25 protein-coding genes are annotated in these 25,561 nt (G+C 69.4%); 8 read left to right on the top strand and 17 right to left on the bottom strand.

The genetic code is table 11. The features are described 5' to 3' along the window. Positions 1-17: 17 nt before the first annotated feature. Positions 18-2,069, bottom strand: a complete 2,052-nt coding sequence (locus BUE42_RS02375) for a primosomal protein N' (protein WP_369822934.1) — start codon at positions 2,067-2,069, stop codon at positions 18-20. Between the two features lie 431 nt (positions 2,070-2,500). Beyond that, positions 2,501-3,559, bottom strand: a complete 1,059-nt coding sequence (gene hemE, locus BUE42_RS02370; protein WP_073462503.1) for a uroporphyrinogen decarboxylase — start codon at positions 3,557-3,559, stop codon at positions 2,501-2,503. A gap of 48 nt (positions 3,560-3,607) precedes the next feature. Between hemE and cysK the strand changes: the two genes are divergently transcribed. From cysK to BUE42_RS02335, 7 genes are all read left to right on the top strand, one after another. Beyond that, the gene (gene cysK, locus BUE42_RS02365) at positions 3,608-4,528 is read left to right on the top strand and encodes a cysteine synthase A (RefSeq protein ID WP_073462502.1); all 921 of its coding nucleotides are present in this window, start codon (positions 3,608-3,610) and stop codon (positions 4,526-4,528) included. Next, on the top strand, positions 4,525-5,259 hold the full coding sequence (gene creB, locus BUE42_RS02360; protein ID WP_073462501.1) for a two-component system response regulator CreB: 735 nt from the start codon (positions 4,525-4,527) through the stop codon (positions 5,257-5,259). The genes cysK and creB overlap by 4 nt, the downstream gene beginning before the upstream one ends. Before the next feature lies 1 nt (position 5,260). Next, entirely contained in the window at positions 5,261-6,691 is a 1,431-nt protein-coding gene (gene creC / locus BUE42_RS02355) for a two-component system sensor histidine kinase CreC (protein ID WP_073462500.1), read from the top strand. A 596-nt stretch (positions 6,692-7,287) separates the two neighbouring features. Then, on the top strand, positions 7,288-9,366 hold the full coding sequence (locus BUE42_RS02350) for a VIT and vWA domain-containing protein (protein ID WP_235002043.1): 2,079 nt from the start codon (positions 7,288-7,290) through the stop codon (positions 9,364-9,366). Positions 9,367-9,375: 9 nt separating this feature from the next. After that, complete coding sequence (gene xrtQ / locus BUE42_RS02345) at positions 9,376-10,215, top strand: exosortase Q (RefSeq protein WP_073462498.1); 840 nt, start codon at positions 9,376-9,378, stop codon at positions 10,213-10,215. Beyond that, positions 10,199-10,741: a hypothetical protein gene (locus BUE42_RS02340; protein WP_235002041.1), complete on the top strand. Its 543-nt coding sequence runs from the start codon at positions 10,199-10,201 to the stop codon at positions 10,739-10,741. Before xrtQ ends, BUE42_RS02340 begins: the two co-directional genes overlap by 17 nt. 38 nt (positions 10,742-10,779) lie before the next feature. After that, complete coding sequence (locus BUE42_RS02335; RefSeq protein WP_073462496.1) at positions 10,780-12,036, top strand: biosynthetic peptidoglycan transglycosylase; 1,257 nt, start codon at positions 10,780-10,782, stop codon at positions 12,034-12,036. Here BUE42_RS02335 and BUE42_RS02330 read toward each other — a convergent pair. Next, the gene (locus BUE42_RS02330) at positions 11,987-12,826 is read right to left on the bottom strand and encodes a Rossmann-fold NAD(P)-binding domain-containing protein (protein ID WP_083613825.1); all 840 of its coding nucleotides are present in this window, start codon (positions 12,824-12,826) and stop codon (positions 11,987-11,989) included. The genes BUE42_RS02335 and BUE42_RS02330 overlap by 50 nt on opposite strands. A 29-nt stretch (positions 12,827-12,855) precedes the next feature. Here BUE42_RS02330 and BUE42_RS02325 point away from each other — a divergent pair, with 29 nt between their 5' ends. Then, positions 12,856-13,395 carry a DUF3617 domain-containing protein gene (locus BUE42_RS02325; RefSeq protein WP_073462495.1) on the top strand — a complete coding sequence of 180 codons (540 nt, stop codon included), beginning with the start codon at positions 12,856-12,858 and terminating at the stop codon, positions 13,393-13,395. Positions 13,396-13,470: 75 nt separating this feature from the next. Here BUE42_RS02325 and BUE42_RS02320 read toward each other — a convergent pair whose 3' ends face one another. From BUE42_RS02320 to BUE42_RS02255, 14 genes are all read right to left on the bottom strand, one after another. Beyond that, complete coding sequence (locus BUE42_RS02320; protein WP_073462494.1) at positions 13,471-13,887, bottom strand: F0F1 ATP synthase subunit epsilon; 417 nt, start codon at positions 13,885-13,887, stop codon at positions 13,471-13,473. Positions 13,888-13,902: 15 nt separating this feature from the next. Beyond that, positions 13,903-15,315, bottom strand: a complete 1,413-nt coding sequence (atpD, locus tag BUE42_RS02315) for a F0F1 ATP synthase subunit beta (RefSeq protein WP_073462493.1) — start codon at positions 15,313-15,315, stop codon at positions 13,903-13,905. Positions 15,316-15,344: 29 nt separating this feature from the next. Further along, positions 15,345-16,214, bottom strand: coding sequence for a F0F1 ATP synthase subunit gamma (atpG, locus tag BUE42_RS02310; protein WP_073462492.1), 870 nt, complete (start codon positions 16,212-16,214; stop codon positions 15,345-15,347). Positions 16,215-16,265: 51 nt separating this feature from the next. Further along, entirely contained in the window at positions 16,266-17,804 is a 1,539-nt protein-coding gene (atpA, locus tag BUE42_RS02305; protein ID WP_073462491.1) for a F0F1 ATP synthase subunit alpha, read from the bottom strand. Between the two features lie 76 nt (positions 17,805-17,880). Continuing rightward, positions 17,881-18,414, bottom strand: coding sequence for a F0F1 ATP synthase subunit delta (locus BUE42_RS02300; RefSeq protein ID WP_073462490.1), 534 nt, complete (start codon positions 18,412-18,414; stop codon positions 17,881-17,883). Between the two features lie 2 nt (positions 18,415-18,416). Continuing rightward, positions 18,417-18,887, bottom strand: coding sequence for a F0F1 ATP synthase subunit B (locus BUE42_RS02295; protein WP_073462489.1), 471 nt, complete (start codon positions 18,885-18,887; stop codon positions 18,417-18,419). Between the two features lie 51 nt (positions 18,888-18,938). After that, positions 18,939-19,202 (bottom strand): F0F1 ATP synthase subunit C, encoded by a 264-nt coding sequence (atpE, locus tag BUE42_RS02290; protein WP_047487532.1) that lies wholly within the window; start codon positions 19,200-19,202, stop codon positions 18,939-18,941. Positions 19,203-19,270: 68 nt separating this feature from the next. Further along, the gene (atpB, locus tag BUE42_RS02285; RefSeq protein ID WP_073462488.1) at positions 19,271-20,116 is read right to left on the bottom strand and encodes a F0F1 ATP synthase subunit A; all 846 of its coding nucleotides are present in this window, start codon (positions 20,114-20,116) and stop codon (positions 19,271-19,273) included. Positions 20,117-20,135: 19 nt separating this feature from the next. Beyond that, positions 20,136-20,609: an ATP synthase subunit I gene (locus tag BUE42_RS02280; protein ID WP_073462754.1), complete on the bottom strand. Its 474-nt coding sequence runs from the start codon at positions 20,607-20,609 to the stop codon at positions 20,136-20,138. 92 nt (positions 20,610-20,701) lie between these two features. Continuing rightward, positions 20,702-22,285, bottom strand: coding sequence for a glycerol-3-phosphate dehydrogenase/oxidase (locus BUE42_RS02275; protein WP_073462487.1), 1,584 nt, complete (start codon positions 22,283-22,285; stop codon positions 20,702-20,704). 4 nt (positions 22,286-22,289) lie between these two features. Then, positions 22,290-23,198: an SMP-30/gluconolactonase/LRE family protein gene (locus BUE42_RS02270; RefSeq protein ID WP_073462486.1), complete on the bottom strand. Its 909-nt coding sequence runs from the start codon at positions 23,196-23,198 to the stop codon at positions 22,290-22,292. 1 nt (position 23,199) lies between these two features. Beyond that, a complete protein-coding gene (locus tag BUE42_RS02265) occupies positions 23,200-24,060 on the bottom strand; it encodes an aldose 1-epimerase (RefSeq protein WP_073462485.1) in 861 nt (286 codons plus the stop codon). 137 nt (positions 24,061-24,197) lie between these two features. Continuing rightward, positions 24,198-25,013 (bottom strand): HpcH/HpaI aldolase family protein, encoded by an 816-nt coding sequence (locus BUE42_RS02260; RefSeq protein WP_073462484.1) that lies wholly within the window; start codon positions 25,011-25,013, stop codon positions 24,198-24,200. 19 nt (positions 25,014-25,032) lie between these two features. Next, positions 25,033-25,542: a GNAT family N-acetyltransferase gene (locus BUE42_RS02255; RefSeq protein ID WP_073462483.1), complete on the bottom strand. Its 510-nt coding sequence runs from the start codon at positions 25,540-25,542 to the stop codon at positions 25,033-25,035. Between the last annotated feature and the right edge of the window lie 19 nt (positions 25,543-25,561).

Here is a 25,561-nt window from a genome sequence, read left to right as displayed (position 1 = left end):
TTGTGCGGTCTGATCATTCAGATCGCCAGCGGATCCACGTCGAGTGCCCAGCGCAGCACGCCCTTGTGTTCGCTGCGCAGCGACGGCAGGCTCGCGACCCACGAGGTCAGCACCCGCTGCAGCACGCCGCGCGACGGCCCCTCCATCAGCATCTGCATGCGCTCGACGTTCGCGACGCGCGCGATGCTGGTCGGCACCGGCGGGTAGATCAGCAGCTGATCGGCCCCTTCGAACTGGCCGGCGAGGTCCGCCGCTGCCTGCAGGAAATCGCGCGCCGCCTGCGCGGTGCGCGCCTCGGCCCGCAGCAGCGCCAGGTGGGTGTACGGCGGCAGCCCCGCCATCTCGCGCTCCTTCAGCTGCTGCGCTGCGAACGCCGCGTAGTCGTGCGTGCGCAGCGCCTGGTACAGCGCATGGCGCGGGTGCCAGGTCTGCACCCACATCTCGCTCGCCCCCGACTGCGCCGCATCGCGCCCGGCCCGCCCCGCCGCCTGCATCAGCAGCGAGAACACCCGCTCCGGCGCCCGGAAATCGCTGCTGAACAGCGCGCTGTCGGGGTCGACCGCCGCCACCAGCGTGATGCGGCGGAAGTCGTGCCCCTTGGCCACCATCTGCGTGCCGACCAGCACGTCGACGTTGCCGTCGTGCACCGCCGACAGCTGCGCCTCGAGCGAGCCCTTCAGCCGCGTCGAATCGGCATCGATGCGCGCGATGCGCGCGCCGGGCAGCGCCTGCGCGAGCTGCTCCTCCAGCCGCTCGGTGCCGCGGCCCATCGGCGCGATGTCGAGGTTGCCGCAATCGGGGCAGGCGCGCGGCACCGGCTGCGTCAGGCTGCAGTGGTGGCAGCGCAGCGTGCGGTCGACGCGGTGGAACACGCGGAACGCGCTGCAGTTCGGGCAGCCGCTCTTCCAGCCGCATTCGCCGCAGTGCAGCACCGGCGCATAGCCGCGCCGGTTCAGGAACAGCATGCTCTGCTCGCCGCGCTCGAGCCGCGCGCCGAGTGCGGCCACCAGCTGCGGCGACAGCGCGGTGCTGATGCCCTTGATCTTGGGCAGCAGGTTCATGTCGACCAGCCGCACCGCCGGCAGTGCCCCGCCGCCGATGCGCTGCCCCATCGTCAGCCGCACGTAGCGGCCCTGCTCGGCGCGCTGCCAGCTCTCGATCGACGGCGTGGCCGAGCCGAGCACGACGCAGGCGCCTTCGAGCTTGCCGCGGTACACCGCGAGGTCGCGCGCCGAGTAGCGCGCGCCTTCCTGCTGCTTGTACGACGGGTCGTGCTCTTCGTCGACGACGATCAGCCCCAGGCGCGGCAGCGGCGCGAACACCGCGAGCCGCGTGCCCAGCACCAGGTCGGCCAGCCCGAGGTGCGCCGCGAGCCAGTGCTTGAGCCGCTGCGCCGGCGTCAGCCCGCTGTGCAGCGAGACGATGCGCCGCGGCGACGGCCCGCTGCCGAAGCGCTCGGCGAAGCGGGCCTCCAGCTGCGGCGTCAGGTTGATCTCGGGCACCAGCACCAGCACCTGCTGGCCGGCGGCAAGCGCCCGCTCCGCGGCACGCAGGTAGACCTCGGTCTTGCCGCTGCCGGTCAGGCCGTGCAGCAGCACGACCGGCGCCGATCCCGGCGTGTGCAGCGCCTCCAGCTGCTGGAGCACCGCGGCCTGCTCGGCGTTCAGCTCGGGCGGGGTGGGCGCCGGCGTGGCAGCCGGCAGGGGTTCCGCCGCCGTCGCCTTGCGCAGCCGCGCGATGCGGTTCGCGAGTTGGGCGTCGTCGAGCTTGCGCAATTCGGGCGGCAGCACCGCCAGTGCCATCTCACCGACGCTGCGCTGGTAGTAGGCCGCCGCGAAACCGACCAGTTCGCACCAGCGGGTGCTGAGCGGTGGCAGCGATTCCATCACCTGCGCGATCGGCTTCAACGCGAGCGAGGGCTCGCTGCTCGGGTCGCCCGGCCAGACGATGCCGGGCACCTCGCGCCGCCCAAGCGGTACGCGCACCAAGGTTCCTGGTGGGAGCGGGCGCTCGCTCAGGTAATCGAGCGTGCCCTGCAGCCCGCTGTGCTGCGGGGTCTCGACCGCCACCGGCAACGCGGTGGCGCTGTCGGTGGAAAGCGGGGGCGAGTTATCGGCCAAAGCTAGAGTGACTCACAGGAAATTCATCTAAGTCGCTGATACAAAAGGCGTTTTGGAGCTTTCCCCGAGATCTGTGGATAACTTTGTGGGAAACCTGCAGAGAGCCGCGCTAAGTTCTTGATCTGCTTGGGCTCCGCTTGCGTTGCTCACTTTAGCGGCAGTTTTCAGACTCAATGAAATCAACGACTTAGCGCATGCCTCCCGATCTGGCAGCGACGCTCGTTGACGTTCTAAGGGGCATTCGTCACATTCAGCGTTTTGGGGATAAGTCAAGCACTGTGCAAACGTACCTGGGGAAATTACTCCCCCCAGAAGCCCCTGGGCTGTAACGCGGTCCAATCTGTCAGATGGGGCGGCCGGCGCGCTGGCGCCGCTGCGATTCAGCGCCTCGAGGCCTCGTGCACCGCATCGACCAGCACCGAGACATGCTCAGGCGGCGTGTGCTGGCTGATGCCGTGGCCGAGGTTGAAGATGTGGCCGGTGCGGTCCGGGCCGTAGCTTTGCAGCGTGCGCTCGACCTCGGCGCGGATCTGCGCCGGCGGTGCGAACAGCACGTTCGGGTCGAGGTTGCCCTGCAACGCGACCCGGCCGCCGGTGCGCTGGCGCGCCTGGCCCAGGTTGACGGTCCAGTCGAGCCCGACCACGTCGGCACCGGTGCCGGCGATCTGCTCGAGCCACGGGCCGCCGCCCTTCGTGAACACGAGGTGCGGGATGCGCTGCCCGTCGTGCTCCTTCTTCAGCTGGTCCAGCACGCGCTGCGTGTAGGCCAGGCTGAAGGCCTGGAATGCGCCGTCGGCCAGCACGCCGCCCCAGCTGTCGAAGATCATCACCGCCTGCGCGCCGGCCTCGATCTGGGTGTTCAGGTAGCGCGCGACCGCATCGGCGTTGATCGCCAGCATGCGGTGCATCAGGTCGGGGCGGCTGTACAGCATGGTCTTCACCAGCCGGTAGTCGTCGGAGCCGGCGCCTTCGACCATGTAGCAGGCGAGCGTCCACGGGCTGCCCGAGAAGCCGATCAGCGGCACCCGGCCGTTCAGTGCGCGGCGGATCGACGTGACGGCATCGAACACGTAGCGCAGCTTGTCCATGTCGGGCACGGCGAGCTGGTCGACCGCGGCCTCGTCGCGCACCGGCGACGCGAACTTCGGGCCTTCGCCGAGCGCGAAGCTCAGGCCCAGACCCATCGCGTCCGGGATGGTCAGGATATCGCTGAACAAGATGGCTGCATCGAGCGCGTAGCGTTCGAGCGGCTGCAGCGTCACCTCGGTGGCGTAGTCGGTGTTGGTGGCAAGGCCCATGAAGCTGCCGGCCTTCGCGCGCGTGGCGCGGTACTCCGGCAGGTAGCGGCCGGCCTGACGCATCAGCCAGACGGGCGTGTGGTCGGTGGGCTGGCGCAGGCACGCGCGCAGGAAGGTGTCGTTCTGAAGCGGTGCAAACATCGGCGAATTATCGCGCCCATAATTTGCGGTCCAACGACGGAGGTATCCATGCTCGCATCGAACGTTCTGCAGACCATCGGCAACACGCCGCACATCCGCATCAACCGCCTGTTCGGCGGCACGCACCAGGTCTATGTGAAGAGCGAGCGCTCGAACCCCGGCGGCTCCATCAAGGACCGCATCGCGCTCGCGATGGTCGAGGCCGCCGAGGCGAGCGGCGCGCTGAAGCCGGGCAGCACGATCATCGAGCCGACCTCGGGCAACACCGGCGTGGGCCTCGCGATGGTCGCCGCGGTGAAGGGCTACAAGCTGGTGCTGGTAATGCCCGAGAGCATGAGCGTCGAGCGCCGGCGCCTGATACTGGCCTACGGCGCGACCTTCGTGCTGACACCGCGCGAGAAGGGCATGAACGGCTCGATCGCCCGCGCCAACGAACTGGTGGCCGAGACCCCCGGCGCCTGGATGCCGCAGCAGTTCGACAACCCGGCCAACATCGACGTCCACGTGCGCACCACCGCCGAGGAGATCGCCGCCGACTTCCCGAGCGGCATCGACGCGCTGATCACCGGCGTCGGCACCGGCGGCCACATCACCGGCTGCGCGAAGGTGCTGAAGGCGCGCTGGCCGAAGCTGAAGGTGTTCGCGGTCGAGCCGACGCTGTCGCCGGTGATCAGCGGCGGCAAGCCCGGCCCGCACCCGATCCAGGGCATCGGTGCCGGCTTCATCCCGAAGAACCTGCACGTCGACCTGCTCGACGGCGTGATCCAGGTCGACCCCGATGCCGCGAAGGAGATGGCGCGCCGCGCCGCGCGCGAGGAAGGCCTGCTGGTCGGCATCTCGTCGGGCGCGACGCTGGCCGCGATCGCGCAGAAGCTGCCCGAGCTGGCGGCCGGCGCGACGGTACTCGGGTTCAACTACGACACCGGCGAGCGCTACCTGTCGATCGAAGGCTTCCTGCCGACCGAATGAAGCCGCGCATCCTGATCGTCGAGGACGAACCCGGCATCGCCGACACGCTGCAGTACGCGCTGCGCACCGACGGCTTCGAGCCGGCGTGGGTGGCCACGGGCGAGGAGGCCGTCGCGCTGGTGCAGGCGAGCTTGCCGGAAGAGAGGCCAGCGCTGGTGATCCTCGATGTCGGCCTGCCCGACACCAACGGCTTCGAGGTGTTCAAGCGCATCCGTGCGCTGGCCGACATCCCGGTGGTGTTCCTGACCGCGCGCAGCGACGAGATCGACCGCGTGGTCGGGCTGGAGCTGGGCGCGGACGACTACGTCGCCAAGCCGTTCTCGCCGCGCGAGCTGGTGGCGCGCGTGCGCACGGTGCTGCGCCGTGCGACCAAGCCGGCCGCGGCACCGGTGGCCGCGGTCGCTGCGGCCGAGCCGGCGCTGCCGATCGCGGTCGACGACGGCCGGCGGCAGATCCGCTTCTACGGCCAGCTGCTGGAGCTGTCGCGCTACGAATACGGGCTGCTGAAGACGCTGGTCTCGCGCCCGGGCCACGTGTTCTCGCGCGACACGCTGCTCGAGCGCGTGTGGGACGACGCCACCGAAAGCCTCGACCGCACGGTCGACGCGCACGTGAAGACGCTGCGCGCGAAGATGAAACTCGTGGCGCCGACGCTGGAGCCGATCAAGACGCACCGCGGCACCGGCTACGCGCTGGCGGAAGACCTGCCGGCCACCAAGCCGGAGAGCTGACATCTCGAAGCGAACCCGGATCTTCGTCGGCATCCTGCTCGCCTACGCGTTCGGCGTCGGCGTGCTGATGTACCGGCTGCTCGGCGACATCGACCCGCGCTACCGCGAGTCGGCCGAGGAGTCGCTGGTGGAAACGGCGCACCTGATCGCCGCGACGCTGGAGGCCTCGTCGGGCGACGGCACGCTGCGCGCCGAGACGCTGGCGCCGGTGTTCGAGTCGCTGTATGCGCGCCGCTTCAAGGCCGACATCTTCGGCTTCGAGAAGACGCGCGTCGAGCTGCGGCTGATCGTCACCGACCGCGTCGGCAAGGTGGTCTACGACTCGACGCAGCGCCACCTCGGCGAGGACTACGCGCAGTGGCACGACGTCTGGCGCGCGCTGCAGGGCGAGTACGGCGCGCGTACCACGCCCGACATCGACAACGACAACCGCACCGCGGTGATGTACGTCGCCGCGCCGGTGCGCGCGCGCAACGAGATCATCGGCGCGGTCAGCGTCGGCAAGCCGGTGCAGAGCTTCGGGCAGTTCGTCGATGCGGCGCGGCGCAAGACGCTGCTGGTCGGCGTGACCTCGGTGGTCGCGGTGCTGCTGCTGGTGGTGATCGTCTCGGTGTGGCTGGTGCGGCCGTTCGGGTTGATCGCCGACTACGTGCGCTATGTGCGCGCGCAGCGCAGCTTCAGCCTGCCGCGGCTCGGCCGGCGCGCGCTCGGCGCGATCGGCGCGGCCTACGACGAGATGCGCGATGCGCTGGCCGGGCGCAACTACGTGGCCGACTACGTGCAGACGCTGACGCACGAGGTGAAGAGCCCGCTGTCGGCGATCCGCGGCGCGGCCGAGCTGCTGCAGGAGCCGATGCCCGATGCCGACCGGGCGCGCTTCGTCGCCAACATCGCACGCGAGACGCACCGCATCCAGGAGCTGGTCGACCGGATGATGGAACTGACGGCGCTGGAGTCGCGGCGCAGCCTGGAGCGTCGCGCGCCGGTCGCGCTGAGGCCGCTGGTGATCGAGGCGGCCGCGAGCGCGCAGGCGGCTGCGGCGACGCGCAAGCTGAAGATCGTCGTGGAAGACGGGCCTGACGCGAGCGTCGAGGGTGACGCGTTCCTGCTGCAGCGTGCGCTGTCGAACCTGCTCGACAACGCGCTCGATTTCTCGCCGGAAGGCGGTACGGTGCGGCTGTCGCTGCAGCTGCACCGCCGCACCGTCGACCTGCGCGTGCAGGACAGCGGGCCTGGCATTCCCGACTACGCCGAATCGAAGGTGTTCGAGAAGTTCTATTCGCTGGCGCGGCCGCATTCGCGCAAGAAGAGCACCGGCCTCGGGCTCTCGTTCGTCAGCGAGATCGCGGAGCTGCACGAGGGGCGCATCACGCTGAAGAACGCCGCGGCGGGCGGCGCGGTCGCGACGCTGTCGCTTCCGTTGAACCCATAGTCGCGTATTGGCGCGTCAAAGGCGCGCGCGGGGAGGCTGTGGCTCGCCGGCCGGTGCGGTCTTCGCCCCGTAGGGGGCGAAGACTTCCCTCCGCTGACTGGTTTCATGGCCCGTCGCCGAAACTCCCGTCACTCACTTCGTTCGTTGTGGTCAGACAGTCGGCGACAGTCAGTTCACGAACGCGCTACGCGCGGGGCCATGAAACCAGCCAGCTCCGGCGCCCCGTCCCTATTGGCGCTCCACAGCCTCCCCGCACGCGCCTTTGCGACACATCGGTTCTGTGCGTGCAAAACCGCCGTTCGCCCTGAGCCCAAAAGGTCCTCGAAGGGACCCGGCAGTGGCAAAGAACCCCCGTTCGCCCTGAGCCTGTCGAAGGGTTGCGTCCGCAGCGCGCATGGCCTTCGACAAGCTCAGTCCGAACGGGAGACTGGCTCATCATCGAAGTACCCCGCTCGCGCTTTTGCTCGCGCCGATGCCAGCTCTTGAGGGTTCACACGCACTTCACACAGCGACGCATCAGCCTTCGAACCCGCTTCGCAGGCGCGGCCGATCCTTGCGACCACGCGCCCACCGAGCGGCGTGCCCAGGAGAAAACCATGCCCCCGCTGCGCCGCGTTCCGTTCCACCCGATCCGCCCGCTCACCCACGTCGGCCGCGTGATGCTGTGCATCGCGCTGTCGCTGTTCGCCGCGATCCTCACGCTCGCGTGGTCGCCGGCCCGCGCCGACGACTCCGAGGCCCGCAAGGGCGAGAGCCCGTACTTCTTCATCGACAACGGTGACGCGAGCACCGACCGGCTGCCGCTGAAGTCGACCGCGGTCGACGTGCGCATCAGCGGCGTGATCGCCGACGTGACCGTCACGCAGCACTACCGCAACGAAGGCCAGCGGCCGATCGAGGCCCGCTACGTCTTCCCCGGCTCGACGCAGGCCGCCATCTACGCGATGAACGTTCGCCTCGGCAACCGGCTGCTGACCGCGCGCATCCGCGAGAAGCAGCAGGCGCGCATCGAGTACGACAACGCCAAGCGCGAGGGCAAGACCAGCGCGCTGCTGGAACAGCACCGACCCAATGTGTTCGAGATGAACGTCGCCAACATCCTGCCGGGCGACGACGTCGCGGTGGAGCTGCGCTACACCGAGTTGCTGGTGCCGACCGACGCGCAGTACGGTTTCGTGTTCCCGACCGTCGTCGGGCCGCGCTACGGCAGCCCGTCCGCGGCCGATGCGGCCGGCCGGCCGACCTGGGCCGCGACGCCCTACCTGCGTGCCGGCGCCGAGTCGAACACCGCGTTCGACCTGAAGCTGCGCGTCGACGCGCCGATCGCCGTGAAGGACGTCGCCTCGTCGTCGCACGAGATCCGCGTGCAGGGCGCTGACACCGCGCATGCGAGCGTGAGCCTTGCCGATGCGAAGGCTTCCAACAACCGTGACTTCATCCTGACCTACCGCCTCGCCGGCGACCGCATCGCGTCCGGCCTGATGCTGTACCGCGGCGACGACCAGACCGGCGGCGAGAACTTCTTCCTCGCGATGGTCGAGCCGCCGAAGGCCGTGCCGCTGCAGCAGGTCAGCCCGCGCGACTACATCTTCGTGGTCGACATCTCGGGCTCGATGCACGGCTACCCGCTGGACACCGCGAAGGTGCTGATGCAGAACCTGATCGGCGGCCTGCGCCCGAGCGACACCTTCAACGTGATGCTGTTCTCCGGCAGCAGCCGCATGCTGTCGCCCACCTCGGTGCCGGCCACCCGCGCCAACATCGAGCGCGCATTGCAGACGCTGGCGAACACCAGCGGCGGTGGCGGTACCGAGATCGTGCCGGCGCTGCGCCGCATCGCCGAGCTGCCGAAGCCCGCGGACCTGTCGCGCAGCGTGATCGTCGTGACCGACGGCTACGTGACGGTCGAGTCCGAGGTGTTCCAGCTGGTGCGCCGCCACCTGAACGAGTTCAACGTGTTCGCGTTCGGCATCGGCAGCAGCGTCAACCGCGCGCTGATCGAAGGCCTGGCGCGTGCCGGCCAGGGCGAGGCCTTCGTCGTCACGAAGCCGGCCGAGGCCGCCGCGCAGGCCGAGCGCCTGCGCCGCATGATCGATTCGCCGGTGCTGACGCAGCTGAAGGCGCGCTTCGACGGGCTGGACGTCTACGACGTAGAGCCGGCCGCGCTGCCCGACGTGCTGGGCGGCCGCCCGGTGCTGCTGCAGGGCAAGTGGCGCTCGCGCCCCGGCGTGCCGGCCGCCGGCAGGCTGGTGCTCGACGGCCGCGCGGCCGACGGCCCGTGGCACGAAGAGCTGATGGTGGCCGGCCACGAGGACCAGACCTCGTCCGCGTTGCGCCACCTGTGGGCCCGCCAGCGCATCGCGGCGCTCAGCGACCAGGAATCGCTGGTCGGCGGCAATGCCGAGAAGGAGGCCATCACCGCGCTCGGCCTGAAGTACAGCCTGCTGACGCAGTACACCAGCTTCATCGCGATCGACGAGGTGGTGCGCAACCCGAACCCCGCGCTCGCGCCGACCGTCGACCAGCCGCTGCCTTTGCCGCAAGGCGTGGCCGAGACCGCGCTCGGCGCCGAGGTGCCGAGCACGCCGGAGCCGGCGGCCTGGCTGGCGCTGCTGGTGGTGTTCGGCGTGGCCGGCGTCGCGCTGCAGCGCCGCCGCGTGGCAGCGAAGGCATGAGGCCGCGCCATGGGAACCGTGTTGTCCACCTCCGCCACCGGCCGCTGGCTGGGGCGCTTCGAAGCGATGCCGCCCCTCGCCTGGCTCGGGCTGCAGGTGGTGGCGCTGTGGCCGCACTGGCGCTGGGCCGCGGGTCGGCTGGTCGATGGCTCGGACGATCCGCTCGGGCTGGCCGCGGTGGCGGTGCTGCTCGGCTGGGCCGCGTGGCACGCGCAGGGCTTGCGCGGCAGCGCGCGGCCGGGCTGGTGGGTGGCGGCTGGCGCGCTGACGCTGCTGGCCACCGTGTCGCAGGCACTCGCGCCACCGCTGGCCGGCGCACTGCTGGCCGCGCTGGCGCTGGCCTGCGGCTGGCGCGCCATCGCGCCGTCGGGCCAGGCCACGCTGCCGCTCGCGGGGCTGGCCGTGCTGTCGCTGCCGGTCATTTCGTCGCTGCAGTTCTACGCCGGCTTCCCGCTGCGGCTGGTGACGGCGCAGTGCAGCACCTGGCTGCTGCAACTCGCCGGCCGGGCGGCCGAACGCAGCGGCACCGCGATGGTGGTGGACGGGCAGTTGGTGATCGTCGACGCGCCGTGCTCCGGCGTGCAGATGGTGTGGATGGCGTACTTCTGCGCCTGCACGATGGCCTTGCTGGGCGGGCTGCGCGAACGCAGCTTCCTGCGGCGGCTGCCCGCGGTCGGCGCGCTGGTGCTGAGCGGCAACGTGCTGCGCAACACCGTGCTGGTGGCGCTGGAGTCGCGCGGGCCGCTGGCCGAGGCCTGGCACCAGGGCATCGGGCTCGCGGTGCTGGCGATGGTCTGCGCCGCGGTGGCGATGCTGATGCGGGAGGCGGATGATGCTGCGCCGCAATGACCGCGATGGCCTGCGGCACAAGCTGGGCTTCGCGGCGCTGCTGCTGGCCTGTGCGCTGCTGCCGATGCTCGGCATGCCGCGTGACCGCACGGGTACCACGGCGGCGGACGCTGCGTCCGAGTGGCCGATCGAGTGGGAAGGCCGCGCGCTGCGTCCGCTCGCACTGAGCGCCGTCGAGCAGCGTTTCGCCGCGCAGTTCCCGGGCCGCATCGCCCGGCTCACCGACGGTGCGCAGGTGCTGGTGATGCGCGAGGTGCGCACGCCGACCCGCATGCTGCACCCGGCCGCCGATTGCTACCGCGGGCTCGGCTACCGCATCGAGCAGGCCCGGCTGGAGCGCGATGACGCGCAGCGGCTGTGGCGCTGCTTCGTCGCCGAGCGCAACGGCCAGCGCACCCGCGTGTGCGAGCGGATCGTCGGGGCCGATGGCGCGGCCTTCACCGACGCCTCCAGCTGGTTCTGGGCCGCGCAACTCGGGCAGAGCACCGGCCCGTGGCAGGCGATCACGACAGCGAGGGCATTGTGAAACTTTGGCGCGTGACGAATTGGCGGACAAGATGGGCGTTGTGGATCGCTGGCGTGCTGGTGGCGTTGCTGCTCGCGCTGCTGGTCGGCGCGTGGGCGATGCTGCGCCTGCTGCGGCCGGTCGACGGCGAGTGGGCGCAGACGCTGCACATCGGCCCGTGGCAGCGCGCGATCAGCATGCCGGCGGTGATCCGGCTCGCGACGCACCCGGTGACGCTGCGCGTGCTGGAGGGCCGCACGGTGCGCACGCCCTTCGGTCGCGTCGCGATCGCACCGGACGGTCCCGATGCCTGGCGAGCCACCTGCGCGCCGTGCGCGCTGCGCGGCATCGGCCTGCCCGGCGATGCGGTGCGGCTGACGCGCCTGGTGGTCACGCTGGCGCGCGATGCCGACATGAACCTGCAGGGCGACTTCGCGCTCGGCGAGGCGGACCATGCGGTGCGCGGCCGATGGCGCGCGGTGCTGACGCCGCAGCAGCTCGAGCTGAGCGCGCAGGGCGACGTGACACCGATCGCCGATGCGTTCGCGCTGTTCGCGTCGACGATCCCCGAGCTGCCGCGCGCGCAGGTCGACGGGCTGATGCGCTTCGACCTGCGGCTGCGCCTGCCCGAGCGCACGTTGGAGTTCCACCCGCGGCTCGACGGCTTTCGCGTCGCCGGGCTGGGCACCGAGGCGCTGCTGAATGCGGCGCCGAACTGTGGCGCCGACGGCGCGGTGCCGGCCGGCGGCTTCGGCACCTGGCTGCCGCGCGCGGTGATCGCCGCCGAAGACCAGCGCTTCCACGAGCACCCGGGCTACGACCTCGACGAGATCGGCAACGCGCTGTCGTTCGAACCGCAGCGCGGCGCGAGCACCTTGTCGCAGCAGCTCGCGCGGCTGGTCTACACCGGCGGCGCGCGCGGCCACGCCCGCAAGCTGCGCGAGCTGCTGTATGCCGTCGAGCTGGACCGCACGCTCGGCAAGGCGCGCGTGATGCACCTCTACCTGTCGCTGGTGCCGTGGGGCCAGGGCCGCTGCGGTGCGCATGCGGCGGCGGCGCAGCTGCTGCACAAGCGCGTCGACCGGCTGACGCCGGCCGAGGCCGCGTGGCTGGCCAGCCTGCTGCACAACCCCGACCTGGAGCTGGCGCGCTTCGATGCGCATGGCGAGGTCAATGCGGCGCGCGTGCGCTGGGTGCTGTCGCAGATGCGGCCGGTGCCGCGCACGCCGAAGCCGCCGGCGCGCCACGCCGAGCCGCCGTCGGACGCTACGGCCGCGCCGATTCAACAGGCGTTGGCGCTGGCGCTGGCCCGTTGAGCCAGGCACGCGCGAGGCCGGCGATGTCGTCGGTCTGCGCGGCCTCCCACACCGTTTCCGGCGGCACGACGCGCGTGCCGGGCGGGCTCGACGCCAGGCCGGCCGCGAGCTGCGCGGCGAACTGCGCGACCTTCTGCGCCCGCACCGGCCGGTCGCGCTGCGGCACCATCATCTGCAGCTGCGACAGCATCCAGTGCGCCAGCCGCTGCGCCGGGTGGCTGATGCGCTCGTGCACGCCGGCCTGCGCGGTGCGCATGAACACCAGGTGCTCGAAGCCGAGCGCCGCGACCGCGTGCTCGTCGAGGTTGGCCAGCCCGCGCTTCAGCGCATCGGGCAGGCTCGCCATCGTGTGCGGCATCACCACCAGCAAGTGACGCACGCCGCGCGCCTGCCATTGCGCCGCGACGGCCCGCAGCGCGGCCGGCTCGGGCCGGTAGAACGCCAGCTCGCGACCGTTGGCATGGCGTTCGCGGTCGAACACGATGACGCCGACCTGCTCGTCGCCCGGCGGCAGCGCCGTGCCCTCGGGCCACAGCAGCGCGTGCAGGCCGTGCAGCGCGGCGCGCGTCGGCTGCGTGACGAGCACGCTGACCGGCGCGAACGCGCGCACCGACAGCAGGCTTTCGAGCAAGGCCGAGCCGAGCGGGCCGGCGCCGCCGGCCACCAGCACGCGTTGCAACGCGGTGTTCGTGCGCGGCGCGGGTGCGTGGCCGGCGCGCAGGGCTTCATCGATCAGCGACATCGCCGCAGTATCGGGCCACTTGGTGGGGCGCACGCCGCGTGCCATCATCCGCTCACCTTCCGCGTCAGGAGACCGCCATGCGCCGCTTCCGCCTTGCTGCGTCACTGGGCCTGCTGTTGTCGTGCCTCGCCACCGCGGCGCAGGCGCAGAACGCGCCACCGATCAAGCCGGGGCTGTGGGAGGTGCAGAGTGAGCGCCTCGTCAACGGCCAGCCGATGCCCGACATGGCGCAGCGCATGAAGGACATGCCGCCCGAGGCCCGGGCCCGCATGGAGGCGGCGATGAAGGCGCGGGGCGGCCCGAATGGCGGCATGAAGATCTGCCACACGAAGGAGTCGCTCGACCAGGGCCGCTGGCAAGAGGCCCAGACGCGCTGCAAGACCGACGTCGGCTCGCGCAGCGGCAGCGTCTGGAAGTGGCATTCGAGCTGCGGCGAACCGATGGTGTCGGAGACCAACGGCGAGGTCACCTTCACCAGCCCCGAGAGCTACGCGGTGAAGACCTCGACGACCATGACGGTGAAGGGCCAGGCCCGCAGCGCGCAGATGACGATGACGGCCAAGTGGCTGGGCAGCGACTGCGGCACGGTGAAGCCGTTCACGGTCCCAACGAAGTAGCCCGGATGCCAATCCGGGATCGTGAACCACCGATCCCCGGATTGGCATCCGGGCTACGAATATCGATCGCCTTGCTTACTTTTTGCGGTACTTGCGCAAGGCAGCGATCTGGGCGGCCAGCGCCACCAGCTCGTTCTGCGCCTTGGCCAGGTCGAGGTCGCTCTTCGCGTTCTTGACGGCCTCTTCGGCGATCTTCTTCGCTTCGGCGGCCTTGGCCTCGTCCAGGTCCTTGCCGCGGATCGCGGTGTCGGCCAGCACGGTGACCCGGCCCGGCTGCACTTCGAGAATGCCGCCGGCCACGAACACGAACTCTTCCTCGCCGGTGTCAGCGCGCTGGATGCGCACCGCGCCCGGCCGGATGCGGGTGATCAGCGGCGTGTGGCGGGGCAGGATGCCCAGCTCGCCGCTCTCGCCCGGCAGCGCCACGAACTTCGCTTCGCCGGAGAAGATGGCTTCCTCGGCAGAGACGACGTCGACATGCAGGGTTGCCATGGTGTGTCCTTCAGATTACTGAATGGTCTTGGCTTTGGCGATCGCTTCGTCGATCGTGCCGACCATGTAGAAGGCCTGTTCCGGCAGGCTGTCGCACTCGCCGTTGACGATCATCTTGAAGCCGCGGATCGTTTCCTTCAGCGGCACGTACTTGCCCGGCGAGCCGGTGAAGACTTCGGCCACGTGGAAGGGCTGGCTCAGGAACCGCTGGATCTTGCGGGCACGGGCCACGGCCAGCTTGTCTTCGGGGGCCAGTTCGTCCATGCCCAGGATCGCGATGATGTCGCGCAGTTCCTTGTAGCGCTGCAGCGTGCCTTGCACCGCACGGGCGACGCCGTAGTGCTCTTCGCCGACCACGTTCGGGTCGAGCTGGCGGCTGGTCGAGTCGAGCGGGTCCACGGCCGGGTAGATGCCCAGCGAAGCGATGTCGCGCGACAGCACCACGGTGGAATCCAAGTGGGCGAAGGTCGTGGCCGGCGACGGGTCGGTCAGGTCATCCGCAGGGACGTACACGGCCTGGATCGAGGTGATCGAGCCGACCTTGGTCGACGTGATGCGCTCTTGCAGGCGGCCCATTTCCTCGGCCAGCGTCGGCTGGTAGCCCACGGCCGACGGCATGCGGCCCAGCAGTGCCGACACTTCGGTACCGGCCAGCGTGTAGCGGTAGATGTTGTCGACGAAGAACAGCACGTCCTTGCCTTCGTCGCGGAACGACTCGGCGATCGTCAGGCCGGTCAGCGCGACGCGCAGGCGGTTGCCCGGCGGCTCGTTCATCTGGCCATAGACCATCGCGACCTTCGACTCGGGCAGGTTCTCCAGGTTCACGACGCCGGAGTCGGCCATCTCGTGATAGAAGTCGTTGCCTTCGCGGGTGCGCTCGCCGACACCGGCGAACACCGACAGGCCCGAGTGCGCCTTCGCGATGTTGTTGATCAGCTCCATCATGTTGACGGTCTTGCCGACGCCGGCGCCACCGAACAGGCCCACCTTGCCGCCCTTGGCGAACGGGCACACCAGGTCGATCACCTTGATGCCGGTTTCGAGCAGGTCTTGCGACGGGCTCAGTTCGTCATAGGCCGGCGGCTTGCGGTGGATCGACGCAGTGAGCTCCTGGTCGACCGGACCGCGTTCGTCGATCGGCGCGCCCAGCACGTCCATGATGCGGCCGAGCGTGGCACGACCCACCGGCACCATGATCGGCTTGGCGGTGTTCTTCACCGTCAGGCCGCGGCGCAGGCCGTCGGACGAGCCCAGCGCAATCGTGCGCACCACGCCGTCGCCCAGCTGCTGCTGCACTTCCAGCGTCAGGTTCGAGCCTTCCATCTTCAGCGCGTCATAGATCCGGGGCATGGCGTTGCGCGGGAACTCCACGTCCACCACCGCGCCGATGCACTGAACGATCTTGCCTTCTGCAGAAACCGAAGCCATGTTCTTTCCTTTGAATCAAATCTTCTGGGTCAGACCGCTGCCGCACCGGCAACGATCTCGGACAGTTCTTTGGTGATCGCCGCCTGGCGGGTCTTGTTGTAGACCAGCTTCAGCTCGCCGATGACGCTGCCGGCGTTGTCGGTCGCCGACTTCATCGCCACCATGCGCGCCGATTGCTCGGACGCCATGTTCTCGGCCACCGCCTGGTAGACCAGGGCTTCGGTGTAGCGCACCAGCAGCTCGTTGATCACCGTCGGCGCGTCGGGCTCGTACAGGTAATCCCAGCCGTGCGTGCCCTTGTCGACCACCATGCTGTCGGCCGCGAGCGGCAACAGCTGCAACACCACCGGTTCCTGCTTCATCGTGTTGATGAAACGCGTGTAGCACAGGAACACCTGCTTCAGCTTGCCCTCGGCGTACGCGTCGAACAGCACCTTCACGGGGCCGATCAGCTTGTCGAGGTGCGGCTTGTCACCGAGCTGCGTGGCCTGCGACACCACCTTGGCGCCGATGCGGTTCAGGAAGCCCAGGCCCTTGTTGCCGATGGCAACCGCCTCGGCACCCAGGCCCTGCGCTTCCAGCTCGCGCAGCTTGCCGGTGACGGCGCGCAGCACGTTGGTGTTCAGGCCGCCGCACAGGCCCTTGTCGGTGGACACGACGATGAAGCCGACCGTCCTGGCGCCGTCGTTGGCGACCATGAACGGGTGCTTGTACTCGGGCGTGGCCGTCGACAGGTTGGCCGCCAGGTTGCGGATCTTCTCGGCGTACGGACGCGCATGGCGCATGCGGTCCTGCGCCTTGCGCATCTTGGAGGCGGCAACCATCTCCATGGCCTTGGTGATCTTCTTGGTGTTCTCCACCGATTTGATCTTGCCGCGTATTTCCTTGCCTGCTGCCATCAGCGAACTCCTATGGTTTTCCGGTCACCCGAAGGTGACAGGGGTTCTTCTTCAGGCGAAGCTCTTCTTGAAGGCCGTGACGGCTGCGGACAATTCGGCTTCCGCTTCCTTGTCGAGCTGCTTGCTGTCTTCGATCTTCTTCAGCAGGGCTGCGTGGCTGCTCTTCAGGAACTGGTGCAGGCCGGCTTCGAAGGCCAGGATCTTCTTGACCTCGATGTCGTCCATGAAGCCCTTGTTGACCGCGAACAGCGTCGCGCCCATCAGGCTGATCGACAACGGCGAGTACTGCGACTGCTTCAGCAGTTCGGTCACGCGGGCACCGCGGTCGAGCTGCTTGCGGGTGGCGTCATCGAGGTCGGAGGCGAACTGCGCGAACGCCGCCAGCTCGCGGTACTGCGCCAGGTCGGTACGGATGCCGCCGGACTGGCTCTTGATGATCTTGGTCTGGGCCGACGAACCGACGCGCGACACCGAGATACCGGCGTTGATCGCGGGGCGGATGCCGGCGTTGAACAGCGAGGTTTCCAGGAAGATCTGGCCGTCGGTGATCGAGATCACGTTGGTCGGCACGAACGCGGACACGTCGCCGGCCTGCGTCTCGATGATCGGCAGCGCGGTCAGCGAGCCGGTCCGGCCCTTGACTTCACCCTTGGTGAAGGCTTCGACGTAGTCGGCGTTGACGCGGGCGGCGCGCTCGAGCAGGCGGCTGTGCAGGTAGAACACGTCGCCGGGGTAGGCTTCGCGGCCCGGCGGGCGGCGCAGCAGCAGCGAGACCTGGCGGTAGGCGACGGCCTGCTTGGACAGGTCGTCATAGACGATCAGCGCATCTTGCCCGCGGTCGCGGAAGTACTCGCCCATCGTGCAGCCGGAGTACGCCGACACGTACTGCATCGCGGCCGATTCGGCGGCCGACGCGGCGACGACGATGGTGTAGTCCATCGCGCCGTTGGCTTCGAGCGAGCGCACCACGTTCTTGATCGACGACGCCTTCTGGCCGATCGCAACGTAGATGCAGGTCATGTTCTGACCCTTCTGGTTGATGATCGCGTCGATCGCGACGGCGGTCTTGCCGGTCTGGCGGTCGCCGATGATCAGTTCGCGCTGGCCGCGGCCGACCGGCACCATCGAGTCGATGGACTTCAGGCCGGTCTGCATCGGCTGGTCGACCGACTTGCGGGCGATCACGCCCGGGGCGATCTTCTCGATCGGGGCCTGCAGCTTGGCGTTGACGGGACCCTTGCCGTCGATTGGCTGGCCCAGCGCGTTGACGACGCGGCCGATGAGCTCGGGGCCGACCGGCACTTCGAGGATGCGGCCGGTGCACTTGACCGTGTCGCCTTCGGAGATGTGCTCGTACTCACCCAGAATCACCGCGCCGACGGAGTCGCGCTCGAGGTTCAGCGCCAGGCCGAACGTGTTGCCGGGGAACTCCAGCATTTCGCCTTGCATCACGTCCGACAGGCCGTGGATGCGGCAGATGCCGTCGGTCACCGACACCACGGTGCCCTGGTTGCGAATGTCGGTCGAACCGGCCAGGCCCTCGATGCGGGACTTGATCAGTTCGGAAATTTCTGCGGGATTCAGTTGCATTGCTTTCTCCGGTCCGCGGCACGCTGGCCTGCAGGTTGGAATGCTGTCGCCTGCGGCGGACAACCCTTGCGGGTCGTCACGCCGTGAGCGCCACCTTCATTTGTTCGAGACGGGCCTTGACCGAGGTGTCGAGCACCTCGTCGCCGACCACCACGCGGATGCCGCCGATCAGTTCGGGCTCGACCTGCACGCTGGCCGTCAGCTTGCGACCGAAGCGCTTCTCGAGCGACGCGACCACGGCCGTCAGCTGGGCCGCATCGATCGGGAAGGCGCTGTAGACGGTGGCGTCCGAGACGCCCGAGCGTTCGCTGACCAGCGCATGGAACTGCACCGCCACTTCGGGCAGCGCGGCCAGGCGGCCGTTCTCGATGATCGCGCGCAGCAGGTTGCGCGTGGCGTCCGACAGCGGCGACTTGACGACCGAGGTGATCACGTCGAACACCTGGTCGACGGTCGCCTTCGGGTTGTCGGCGTACTGGCGCATCTGCGCGTTCGCGGCGACGGCCGCGATCGCGTCGAGCTGCTCGGAGGCCTGCTTCAGGTCACCCTTGCCGGCGACCTGGAACAGCGCTTCCGCGTACGGGCGGGCGATGGTAGCGAGCTCGGCCATGGTCAGAGTTCCGTCTTCAGGCGGTTCAACAGGTCGGCGTGGACGCCGGCGTTGACTTCCTTGCGGAGGATCTGCTCGGCACCCTTGACGGCCAGTGCGGCGACCTGCTCGCGCAGCGCCTCGCGGGCCTTCAGCGATTCCTGTGCAGCTTCGGCCTTGGCGGCGGCGACGATCTTCGCGCCCTCTTCGCTGGCGCGGGTCTTGGCCTCTTCGACCATGGCCTGGGCCAGGCGCTCGGCATCGGCCAGGCGCTGAGCGGTTTCGTTGCGAGCGGCCGAGAGCTGCTCTTCGACGCGGCGGTTGGCGGCGCTCAGGTCGGCTTTCGCCTTGTCGGCGGCCGACAGGCCGTCGGCGATCTTCTGCGCACGCTCGTCGAGTGCCTTCACGATGGGCGGCCACACGAATTTCATCGTGAACCCGACCAGGATCAGGAACACGATCAACTGCGCGATCAGCGTAGCGTTGATGCTCACGTTGTTGCCTCTGGAACTAAAGAGAGAGGGGCTCCGGTGATCCGGCGCGGCTTACTTCGGCAGGTTGGCGATCTGGGCCAGGAACGGGTTGGCGGTGGCGAACCACAGCGCGATACCGGTGCCGATGATGAAGGCCGCGTCGATCAGGCCGGCCAGCAGGAACATCTTGGTCTGCAGCTCGTTCATCAGCTCGGGCTGGCGGGCGGCCGACTCGAGGTACTTGCTGCCCATGATGCCGATGCCGATGCAGGCGCCGACGGCACCCAGACCGATGATGAGGCCGGCGGCGAGGGCAACAAAGCTAATGACTTCCATGGTGACTCCTGTTTAGGTTTGGTAGAAAAAAACGAACGAAAGAAGAAAGAACGACCTGCCGCGAAAGATCAGTGGTGATCGTGCGCCTGGCCCACGTAGACGAGGGTCAGCATCATGAAGACGAAGGCCTGCAGCGTGATGATCAGGATGTGGAAGATGGTCCACACCGAGCCGGCGATGATGTGGCCGAGGAACAGCGCGATGCCGGTGCCGGTGAAGGCGAAGGCGCCGCCCATCAGCGCGATCAGCATGAAGATCAGTTCGCCGGCGTACATGTTGCCGAACAACCGCATGCCGTGCGAGACGGTCTTGGCGACGAACTCGATCAGCTGCATCGCGAAGTTGACCGGGTACAGGAACCACTTGTCGCCGAACGGGGCCGAGAACAGCTCGTGCACCCAGCCGCCGGCGCCCTTGATCTTGACGTTGTAGAACAGGCAGACCAGCAGCACGCCGAGCGACAGGCCCATCGTGATCGACAGGTCGGCGGTCGGCACGACGCGCAGGTACGGCAGGCCGACGGTGTGCGCGTTGACCCACGGCAGCAGGTCGACCGGCAGCATGTCCATCGCGTTCAGCAGGAAGATCCACACGAACACGGTCAGCGCGAGCGGCGCGACCATCTTGCGGCTCTGCGCGTTGTGGACGATGCCCTTGGCCTGGCTGTCGACCATCTCGACCAGGATCTCGACGGCGGCCTGGAAGCGGCCCGGGCGGCCCGACGTGGCCTTGCGCGCGGCCAGCCACAGCAGCCAGCAGCCCAGCGCGCCGAGCACGACGGTGAAGAACACCGAATCGAGGTTGATCACCGAGAAGTCGACGACCCCTTCCTGGTGCTTGTTCTGCAGATGGTGCAGGTGGTGAATGATGTATTCACCGGCGCTTGGGGCGTGCTCTTGGCCTTCGGTCGTCATTCGTGAAACCCTGTATCCATCAGCGGCGGCGCCACAGCAGCGCCAGCCAGTTCACCTTCATGCACACCACCATCGTGACCAGCAGCACTGGCCAACTGAGGTTGGGCACAACTTTTGCTGCAATCACCAGCATCGCGATGGCAACTGCAATCTTCAACATTTCCCAGAACATGAAGCCGACGGCCGCAGCCATCGCGTTTCGTGTCCCGCGTGTCATTCCCCTGGCGAGCAATGCCGCCGGAAGAACAACCGCCGCCGCGCCGTACAACGCCGACCAGGCAGCTCCAGATCCTTGTCCCGTCAGTTGCGTCACGACGACCGCGATGGCCGTGCAAAGCAAACCCGCCACCGCCTGCACCGCAACCACCCTCCAGGGCGATACCTGGGGAATTCGTCCTCGCAAGGCCTGAGCTTCTTCACGCGTCAGGGTCTTGAAAGGCTGGTCGTCGATGCCATCTTCTGGGGCTCTGCCACGGTCGAGGGGTTCGGTCATGGCGGAGAAGACAGTCGTCAGCAGCAAAGCCTCGGGATTATATGGGCAAAGACCCGCGCTCCCTGACACACCCCGACACAGACAGCGGACATCTAGGGCAGCTCGAGGTAGCGGGCCGCCAGCGCCTCGAAGGCGCCGACCGATGCCGCTTCGTTGAAGGCCGCCCCCAACTCGTCGCGCATCAGGCGGCCGACCTCGGGGGCCACGCGCAGCGCTTCGCGCGCATCCAGGAACAGCAGGCGGCAGCGCCGCGCCAGCACGTCTTCGACGGAGCGGGCCATCTCGATGCGCACCGCGAAGCGCACCATCGCCTCGCTCAGCCCGCCGTCGCCGTCGCGCCACAGCCAGTGGTCGGCGCCGGGCAGGGCGCGCAGCGCCGGCAGGTCGGTGCCGTAGCGCGCTTCGCCGGGGCTGCGCGTCAGTGACACCGAGGACTCGGCCGGCGCGCCCGCCAGCGGCAGCCGCACCGTGACGCCCGCCGGCCGCGCCGGCAGCAGCGCGGCGTCGGCACAGCGTGCGAGCACGTCTTCGGCCATCGCGCGGTAGGTGGTCCACTTGCCGCCGGTCACCGTGACGAGGCCCGAGCGGCCGACGATCACCGTGTGCTCGCGCGACAGCGCCTTCGTGTTGCCACCGTCGTCCTCCGGCGGCTTGACGAGCGGCCGCAGCCCGACCCACACCGATCGCACGTCGGCCCGCGTCGGGGCGCGGCTCAGGTAGCGGCCTGCTTCTCGCAGGATGAACTCGACCTCGTCGTGGAACGGCGCCGGCTCGGCCGCCAGGTCGTCGCGCGGCGTGTCGGTGGTGCCGAGCAGCGTCTTGCCGAGCCAGGGCACCGCGAACAGCACGCGGCCGTCGGCGGTCTTCGGGATCAGCAGCGCATGGTCGCCCGGCAGGAAGCTGCGGTCGACGACCAGGTGCACGCCCTGGCTGGGCGCCACCATCGGCGCGCGGCCGGGCGTGCCGGGTTCGCGGTCGAGGTCGCGGATCTCGTCGACCCACACGCCGGCGGCGTTGACCACGCAGGCGGCGCGCACGGTGAAGCGTTCGCCGCGCTCGCGGTCGTGCGCCAGCAGGCCGGTCACGCGGCCGCCTTCGCGCAGCAGGCCGTCGACGCGGCAGTGGTTGACGACGCAGGCGCCGCGCGCGACGGCGGTGCGGGCCAGCGCGATCGCGAGCCGCGCGTCATCGAACTGGCCGTCCCAGTACTTGACGCCGCCGTGCAGGCCCTCGGCCCGCACCGTGGGCAGCAGCGCGCGCGTCTGCGCGGTCGACAGCAGCTGCGTGTCGCCCAGCCCGCGCCGGCCGGCCAGTGCGTCGTAGAGCTTCAGCCCGATGCCGTAGAACCAGCGCTCCCACCAGCGGTAGCCCGGCATCACGAAGGCGAGCGGCTGTGCGAGGTGGGGCGCGTTCGCGAGCAGCGTCGCGCGCTCGTGCAAGGCCTCGCGCACCAGCGCGACGTTGCCCTGGGCGAGGTAGCGCACGCCGCCGTGCACCAGCTTGGTCGCGCGCGACGAGGTGCCCTTCGCGAAATCCTCGCCTTCGAGCAGCACGACGCGGAAGCCGCGCGCCGCCGCGTCGAGCGCGACGCCCAGGCCGGTCGCGCCGCCGCCGATCACCGCCAGGTCCCATGGCGTGGCGTCGCGCAGGCGCGCGAGCTGCTCATCCCGATTCATGGCTTCAGCCGAAGAGCGTCGCCGGCAGCCCCGGCACGTCGACCCGGAACGCCAGCACGCGGCCGGCCAGCGGCTGCCGCGCCAGTTCGTCGGCCGGGCGCTTCTCGCGCGAGGTCGTCACGTACAGCGTCTTCAGGTCGGCACCGCCGAAGCACGGCATCGTCGCGCAGCGCACCGGAAGCTTCAGTTCGGCGAGCACCTCGCCGGCGGGCGACAGGCGCAGCAGCCGCTGGCCTTCGAACATCGCCGACCAGTACGCGCCTTCGCTGTCGACTGCCGCGCCGTCGGGCCGGCCGCCATAGGTGGCGAGGTCCTGCTCCGGTTGCTTCAACGGGAAGCGCGCGAACACGCGGCGCGGGCCGGGCTGGCCACTCGCGCCGTCGAAGTCCATCGCGAACACGGTGTGCGAGGTGGTGTCGCTCCAGTACATCGTGCGGCCATCGGGACTCCACGCGAGGCCGTTCGACACCGTCACGTCGTCGGCGACGCGCTGCAGCGTGCCGCCGCTGAAGCAGTACAGCGCTGCGAGCGCCGGCTTGCGCGGCTCGTAGATCGTGCCGACCCAGAAGCGGCCTTGCGGATCGCACTTGCCGTCGTTGAAGCGTTCGAGCGCGGTGTCGTACGGCGCGGCGACGAGCGGCGTGCGCTCGCCGGTGCGGGTGTCGAAGCGCCACAGCCCGTCGCGCATCGCCAGCAGCATGCCGCCGTCGCGCATCGCGGCGCAGCTCGCGACCTCGGTCGCGAAGCTCCAGTGCGCATGCTGGCCGCTCGCCGGATCGAAGCGGTTCAGCGCGAAGCCGGCGATGTCGCACCAGTAGAGCGCCTGCTCGACCGGGTGCCACAGCGGCGATTCGCCGAGCACCGAGGCCGGTGCGGGCAGCGGCTCGTGCGCGTCAGGGGTCAGGTCGCGCATCTCAGACCGGCGACACGTCGATCTTCATCCACGCATCCAGGCTCTCGCCCGGTTGCAGCGTGCGCAGGCCGTGCGCCGCCGGATCGGCCATGTGGATCGCGTTGCTGACGTGGCTGACCGGTTCGACGCAGTAGTACGGCTTCTCGGCCGGCGTGTAGACGACGAGGTAGGGCAGCGACGACGTGACCTGCATCGAGAACTTCTCATCGCGGATGCGTGCCGGGCCGGTCCAGCCTTCGAAGCAGTTGTCGAAGCCGAGGTGCGACACGTCGCCGTCGATGCCCGGCTGCGGATGCTTGCGCACCGGCAGCTGCGTGGCGTCGGAATCCCAGCGGTCGGACAGGTCGATGTGCAGCCGGCTGCGCTCGCGGCGGTGGAAGTACGGGTGCCAGCCGACACCGGCCGGCTGCGCGGCGTCGTGCGTGTTGGTCAGCACGAGCTGCACGCCGCATTGCGACGGCGTCAGCGTGAAGTACTGCTTCACGCTGAACGGGAACGGCCAGTGCTCGTCGGGCACGTGGGTGTAGCCCAGCACCAGCTCGGTCGCGCTGGTGGAGAGCACCTCCCAGGCGCGCTGCCACGCCACGCCGTGCAGCGAATGCGGGCTGTCGTCGAAGTTCGGCGCGGTGGTGTAGTCCTTGCCCTTCCAGCGGAAGCGCCGGTAGCCGAGGCGGTTGGAGTACGGCACCATCGGATAGCTGCCGCCCAGGCGCGGGGACTGCAGGTCGCCCGGTTCGGTGGATCTCAGGATGGGTTGGTCGCGATGCCACAGGCCGGCGATGGTGCCGCCCAAGTCGGGGCGGACGGCCAGGCGCAACGCGCCGGCATGCAATTCAAAGCTGTTGTTCGACGATCCAGTCATTGGCCTTCCCGGCAAGGGTGGAACACAAGGCGCCCATGGCGCCCAGGATGGCGGCAATGCTACGCCGGTACCGCGCCGAAACCGGCCGGGTGCCCGGCTTCTTTCTGGGGGTGCCGGGCCCGCGTCTTCAGGGTATGTCAGTACGCGGCCTCGGCACGCGTGCCGCTCGCGAGCGTGTGCACGTGCTCGGTGTCGCGCGTGCGCAGCGCGGCCAGCGCGGCCTGCGCGCCGCGCATCATCAGCCCGAGGTCGGACGCGATCGCGACGAAATCGAAGCCGGCGGCACGGTACTGCGCGACCACCTCGGGCGTGCCGCCAACGGTACCGACCGGCTTGCCGATCGCCTTGCAGCGCTGCACGCCTTGCGACATCAGGTCGAGCACGGCCGGGTGCATCGGCTGGCCGACGTGGCCCATCGTGGCCGACAGATCGGCCGGGCCGAGGAAGATCGCATCGACCCCCGGCACCGCGGCGATCGCCTCGAGCTGCTGGATGGCCGCCGGCGTCTCGAGCTGGATGATCGCGCCGATGTTCTGATTGGCGGTGGTCGCATGGTTGGCGATGGTGCCGAAGCGCGAGCCGCGGTTGATGCCGGCCATGCCGCGCATGCCGTCGGGCGGGTAGCGCGTCGCGGCGATCGCGCGGCGTGCCTCGTCGGCATCCTGCACGAAAGGAAACAGCAGCGTCGACGCCCCCGCGTCCAGCACGCGCTTGACCACCACCGCGTCGTTCCACGGCACGCGCACCACCGGCAGCATCTTGGTCGACGAGACCGCCTGCAGCAGGTGCACCAGGTCCATCAGGTCGAGCGGCGAATGCTCCATGTCGAGCACGCCCCAGTCGAAGCCGGCGCAGCCCATCGCCTCGGCGACGATCGGGCTGCCCGACGAGATCCATGTGCCGATCGGCGGGTGCGCTCCGGAAGAGCCGAGCAACTGGCGGAACGCATTCATGGGATCTCCTTGATCGTCGCTAGTAGGTCGAGGTCTGCCAGTCGAGCGCCACCTTCAGGTAGTGCGCGCCGGGGATCGGGTTGAAGTAGTACGGCGGGATTTCCTCGAAGCCGAGCGACGCGTACAGGCCGCGCGCGGTTTCCATGTCGTCGAGCGTGTCCAGCAGCATCGACGAGTAGCCGGCACGGCGTGCCTCGTCCATCAGCGCCTGCGCGAGCACGCGGCCCAGGCCGAAGCGGCGGAACGCCGGCCGCACGAACAGGCGCTTCATCTCGCAGGCGTTCGCGTAGTCGGCGTCGGGCAGGCCGCGGATCGCGCCGCAGCCGGCCACCGCGCCGTCGACCATCGCGAGCAGCAGGTGCCCGCTGGGCGATGCGTAGTCGCCGGGCAGGCGGGCGAGTTCGTTCTCGAAATCCTGGAAGCACAGGTCGATGCCCAGGCTGTCCGCGTACTCGCGCATGATGGCGCGCGTGGCGTCGAGCAACTCCGGCGTGTCGGGGGCGACCAGTTCGATGACGGGCGTGTCCATGCAGGGGTCAAGTGTAGGC

Source organism: Rhizobacter sp. OV335 (genome assembly GCF_900142965.1).
GTDB lineage: Bacteria > Pseudomonadota > Gammaproteobacteria > Burkholderiales > Burkholderiaceae_C > Rhizobacter.
This window is presented reverse-complemented; position numbering and strand designations above follow the sequence as displayed.

What these genes read in the sequence shown, in the direction of transcription:
- hemE (WP_073462503.1), bottom strand. Translation starts at nt 3,559, where the DNA reads ATGTTTGCACCGCTTCAGAACGACACCTTCCTGCGCGCGTGCCTGCGC.
- cysK (WP_073462502.1), top strand. Translation starts at nt 3,608, where the DNA reads ATGCTCGCATCGAACGTTCTGCAGACCATCGGCAACACGCCGCACATC.
- creB (WP_073462501.1), top strand. Translation starts at nt 4,525, where the DNA reads ATGAAGCCGCGCATCCTGATCGTCGAGGACGAACCCGGCATCGCCGAC.
- BUE42_RS02350 (WP_235002043.1), top strand. Translation starts at nt 7,288, where the DNA reads ATGCCCCCGCTGCGCCGCGTTCCGTTCCACCCGATCCGCCCGCTCACC.
- xrtQ (WP_073462498.1), top strand. Translation starts at nt 9,376, where the DNA reads ATGGGAACCGTGTTGTCCACCTCCGCCACCGGCCGCTGGCTGGGGCGC.
- BUE42_RS02340 (WP_235002041.1), top strand. Translation starts at nt 10,199, where the DNA reads ATGCTGCGCCGCAATGACCGCGATGGCCTGCGGCACAAGCTGGGCTTC.
- BUE42_RS02330 (WP_083613825.1), bottom strand. Translation starts at nt 12,826, where the DNA reads ATGATGGCACGCGGCGTGCGCCCCACCAAGTGGCCCGATACTGCGGCG.
- BUE42_RS02325 (WP_073462495.1), top strand. Translation starts at nt 12,856, where the DNA reads ATGCGCCGCTTCCGCCTTGCTGCGTCACTGGGCCTGCTGTTGTCGTGC.
- BUE42_RS02320 (WP_073462494.1), bottom strand. Translation starts at nt 13,887, where the DNA reads ATGGCAACCCTGCATGTCGACGTCGTCTCTGCCGAGGAAGCCATCTTC.
- atpD (WP_073462493.1), bottom strand. Translation starts at nt 15,315, where the DNA reads ATGGCTTCGGTTTCTGCAGAAGGCAAGATCGTTCAGTGCATCGGCGCG.
- atpG (WP_073462492.1), bottom strand. Translation starts at nt 16,214, where the DNA reads ATGGCAGCAGGCAAGGAAATACGCGGCAAGATCAAATCGGTGGAGAAC.
- atpA (WP_073462491.1), bottom strand. Translation starts at nt 17,804, where the DNA reads ATGCAACTGAATCCCGCAGAAATTTCCGAACTGATCAAGTCCCGCATC.
- BUE42_RS02300 (WP_073462490.1), bottom strand. Translation starts at nt 18,414, where the DNA reads ATGGCCGAGCTCGCTACCATCGCCCGCCCGTACGCGGAAGCGCTGTTC.
- atpE (WP_047487532.1), bottom strand. Translation starts at nt 19,202, where the DNA reads ATGGAAGTCATTAGCTTTGTTGCCCTCGCCGCCGGCCTCATCATCGGT.
- atpB (WP_073462488.1), bottom strand. Translation starts at nt 20,116, where the DNA reads ATGACGACCGAAGGCCAAGAGCACGCCCCAAGCGCCGGTGAATACATC.
- BUE42_RS02280 (WP_073462754.1), bottom strand. Translation starts at nt 20,609, where the DNA reads ATGACCGAACCCCTCGACCGTGGCAGAGCCCCAGAAGATGGCATCGAC.
- BUE42_RS02275 (WP_073462487.1), bottom strand. Translation starts at nt 22,285, where the DNA reads ATGAATCGGGATGAGCAGCTCGCGCGCCTGCGCGACGCCACGCCATGG.
- BUE42_RS02270 (WP_073462486.1), bottom strand. Translation starts at nt 23,198, where the DNA reads ATGCGCGACCTGACCCCTGACGCGCACGAGCCGCTGCCCGCACCGGCC.
- BUE42_RS02265 (WP_073462485.1), bottom strand. Translation starts at nt 24,060, where the DNA reads ATGACTGGATCGTCGAACAACAGCTTTGAATTGCATGCCGGCGCGTTG.
- BUE42_RS02260 (WP_073462484.1), bottom strand. Translation starts at nt 25,013, where the DNA reads ATGAATGCGTTCCGCCAGTTGCTCGGCTCTTCCGGAGCGCACCCGCCG.
- BUE42_RS02255 (WP_073462483.1), bottom strand. Translation starts at nt 25,542, where the DNA reads ATGGACACGCCCGTCATCGAACTGGTCGCCCCCGACACGCCGGAGTTG.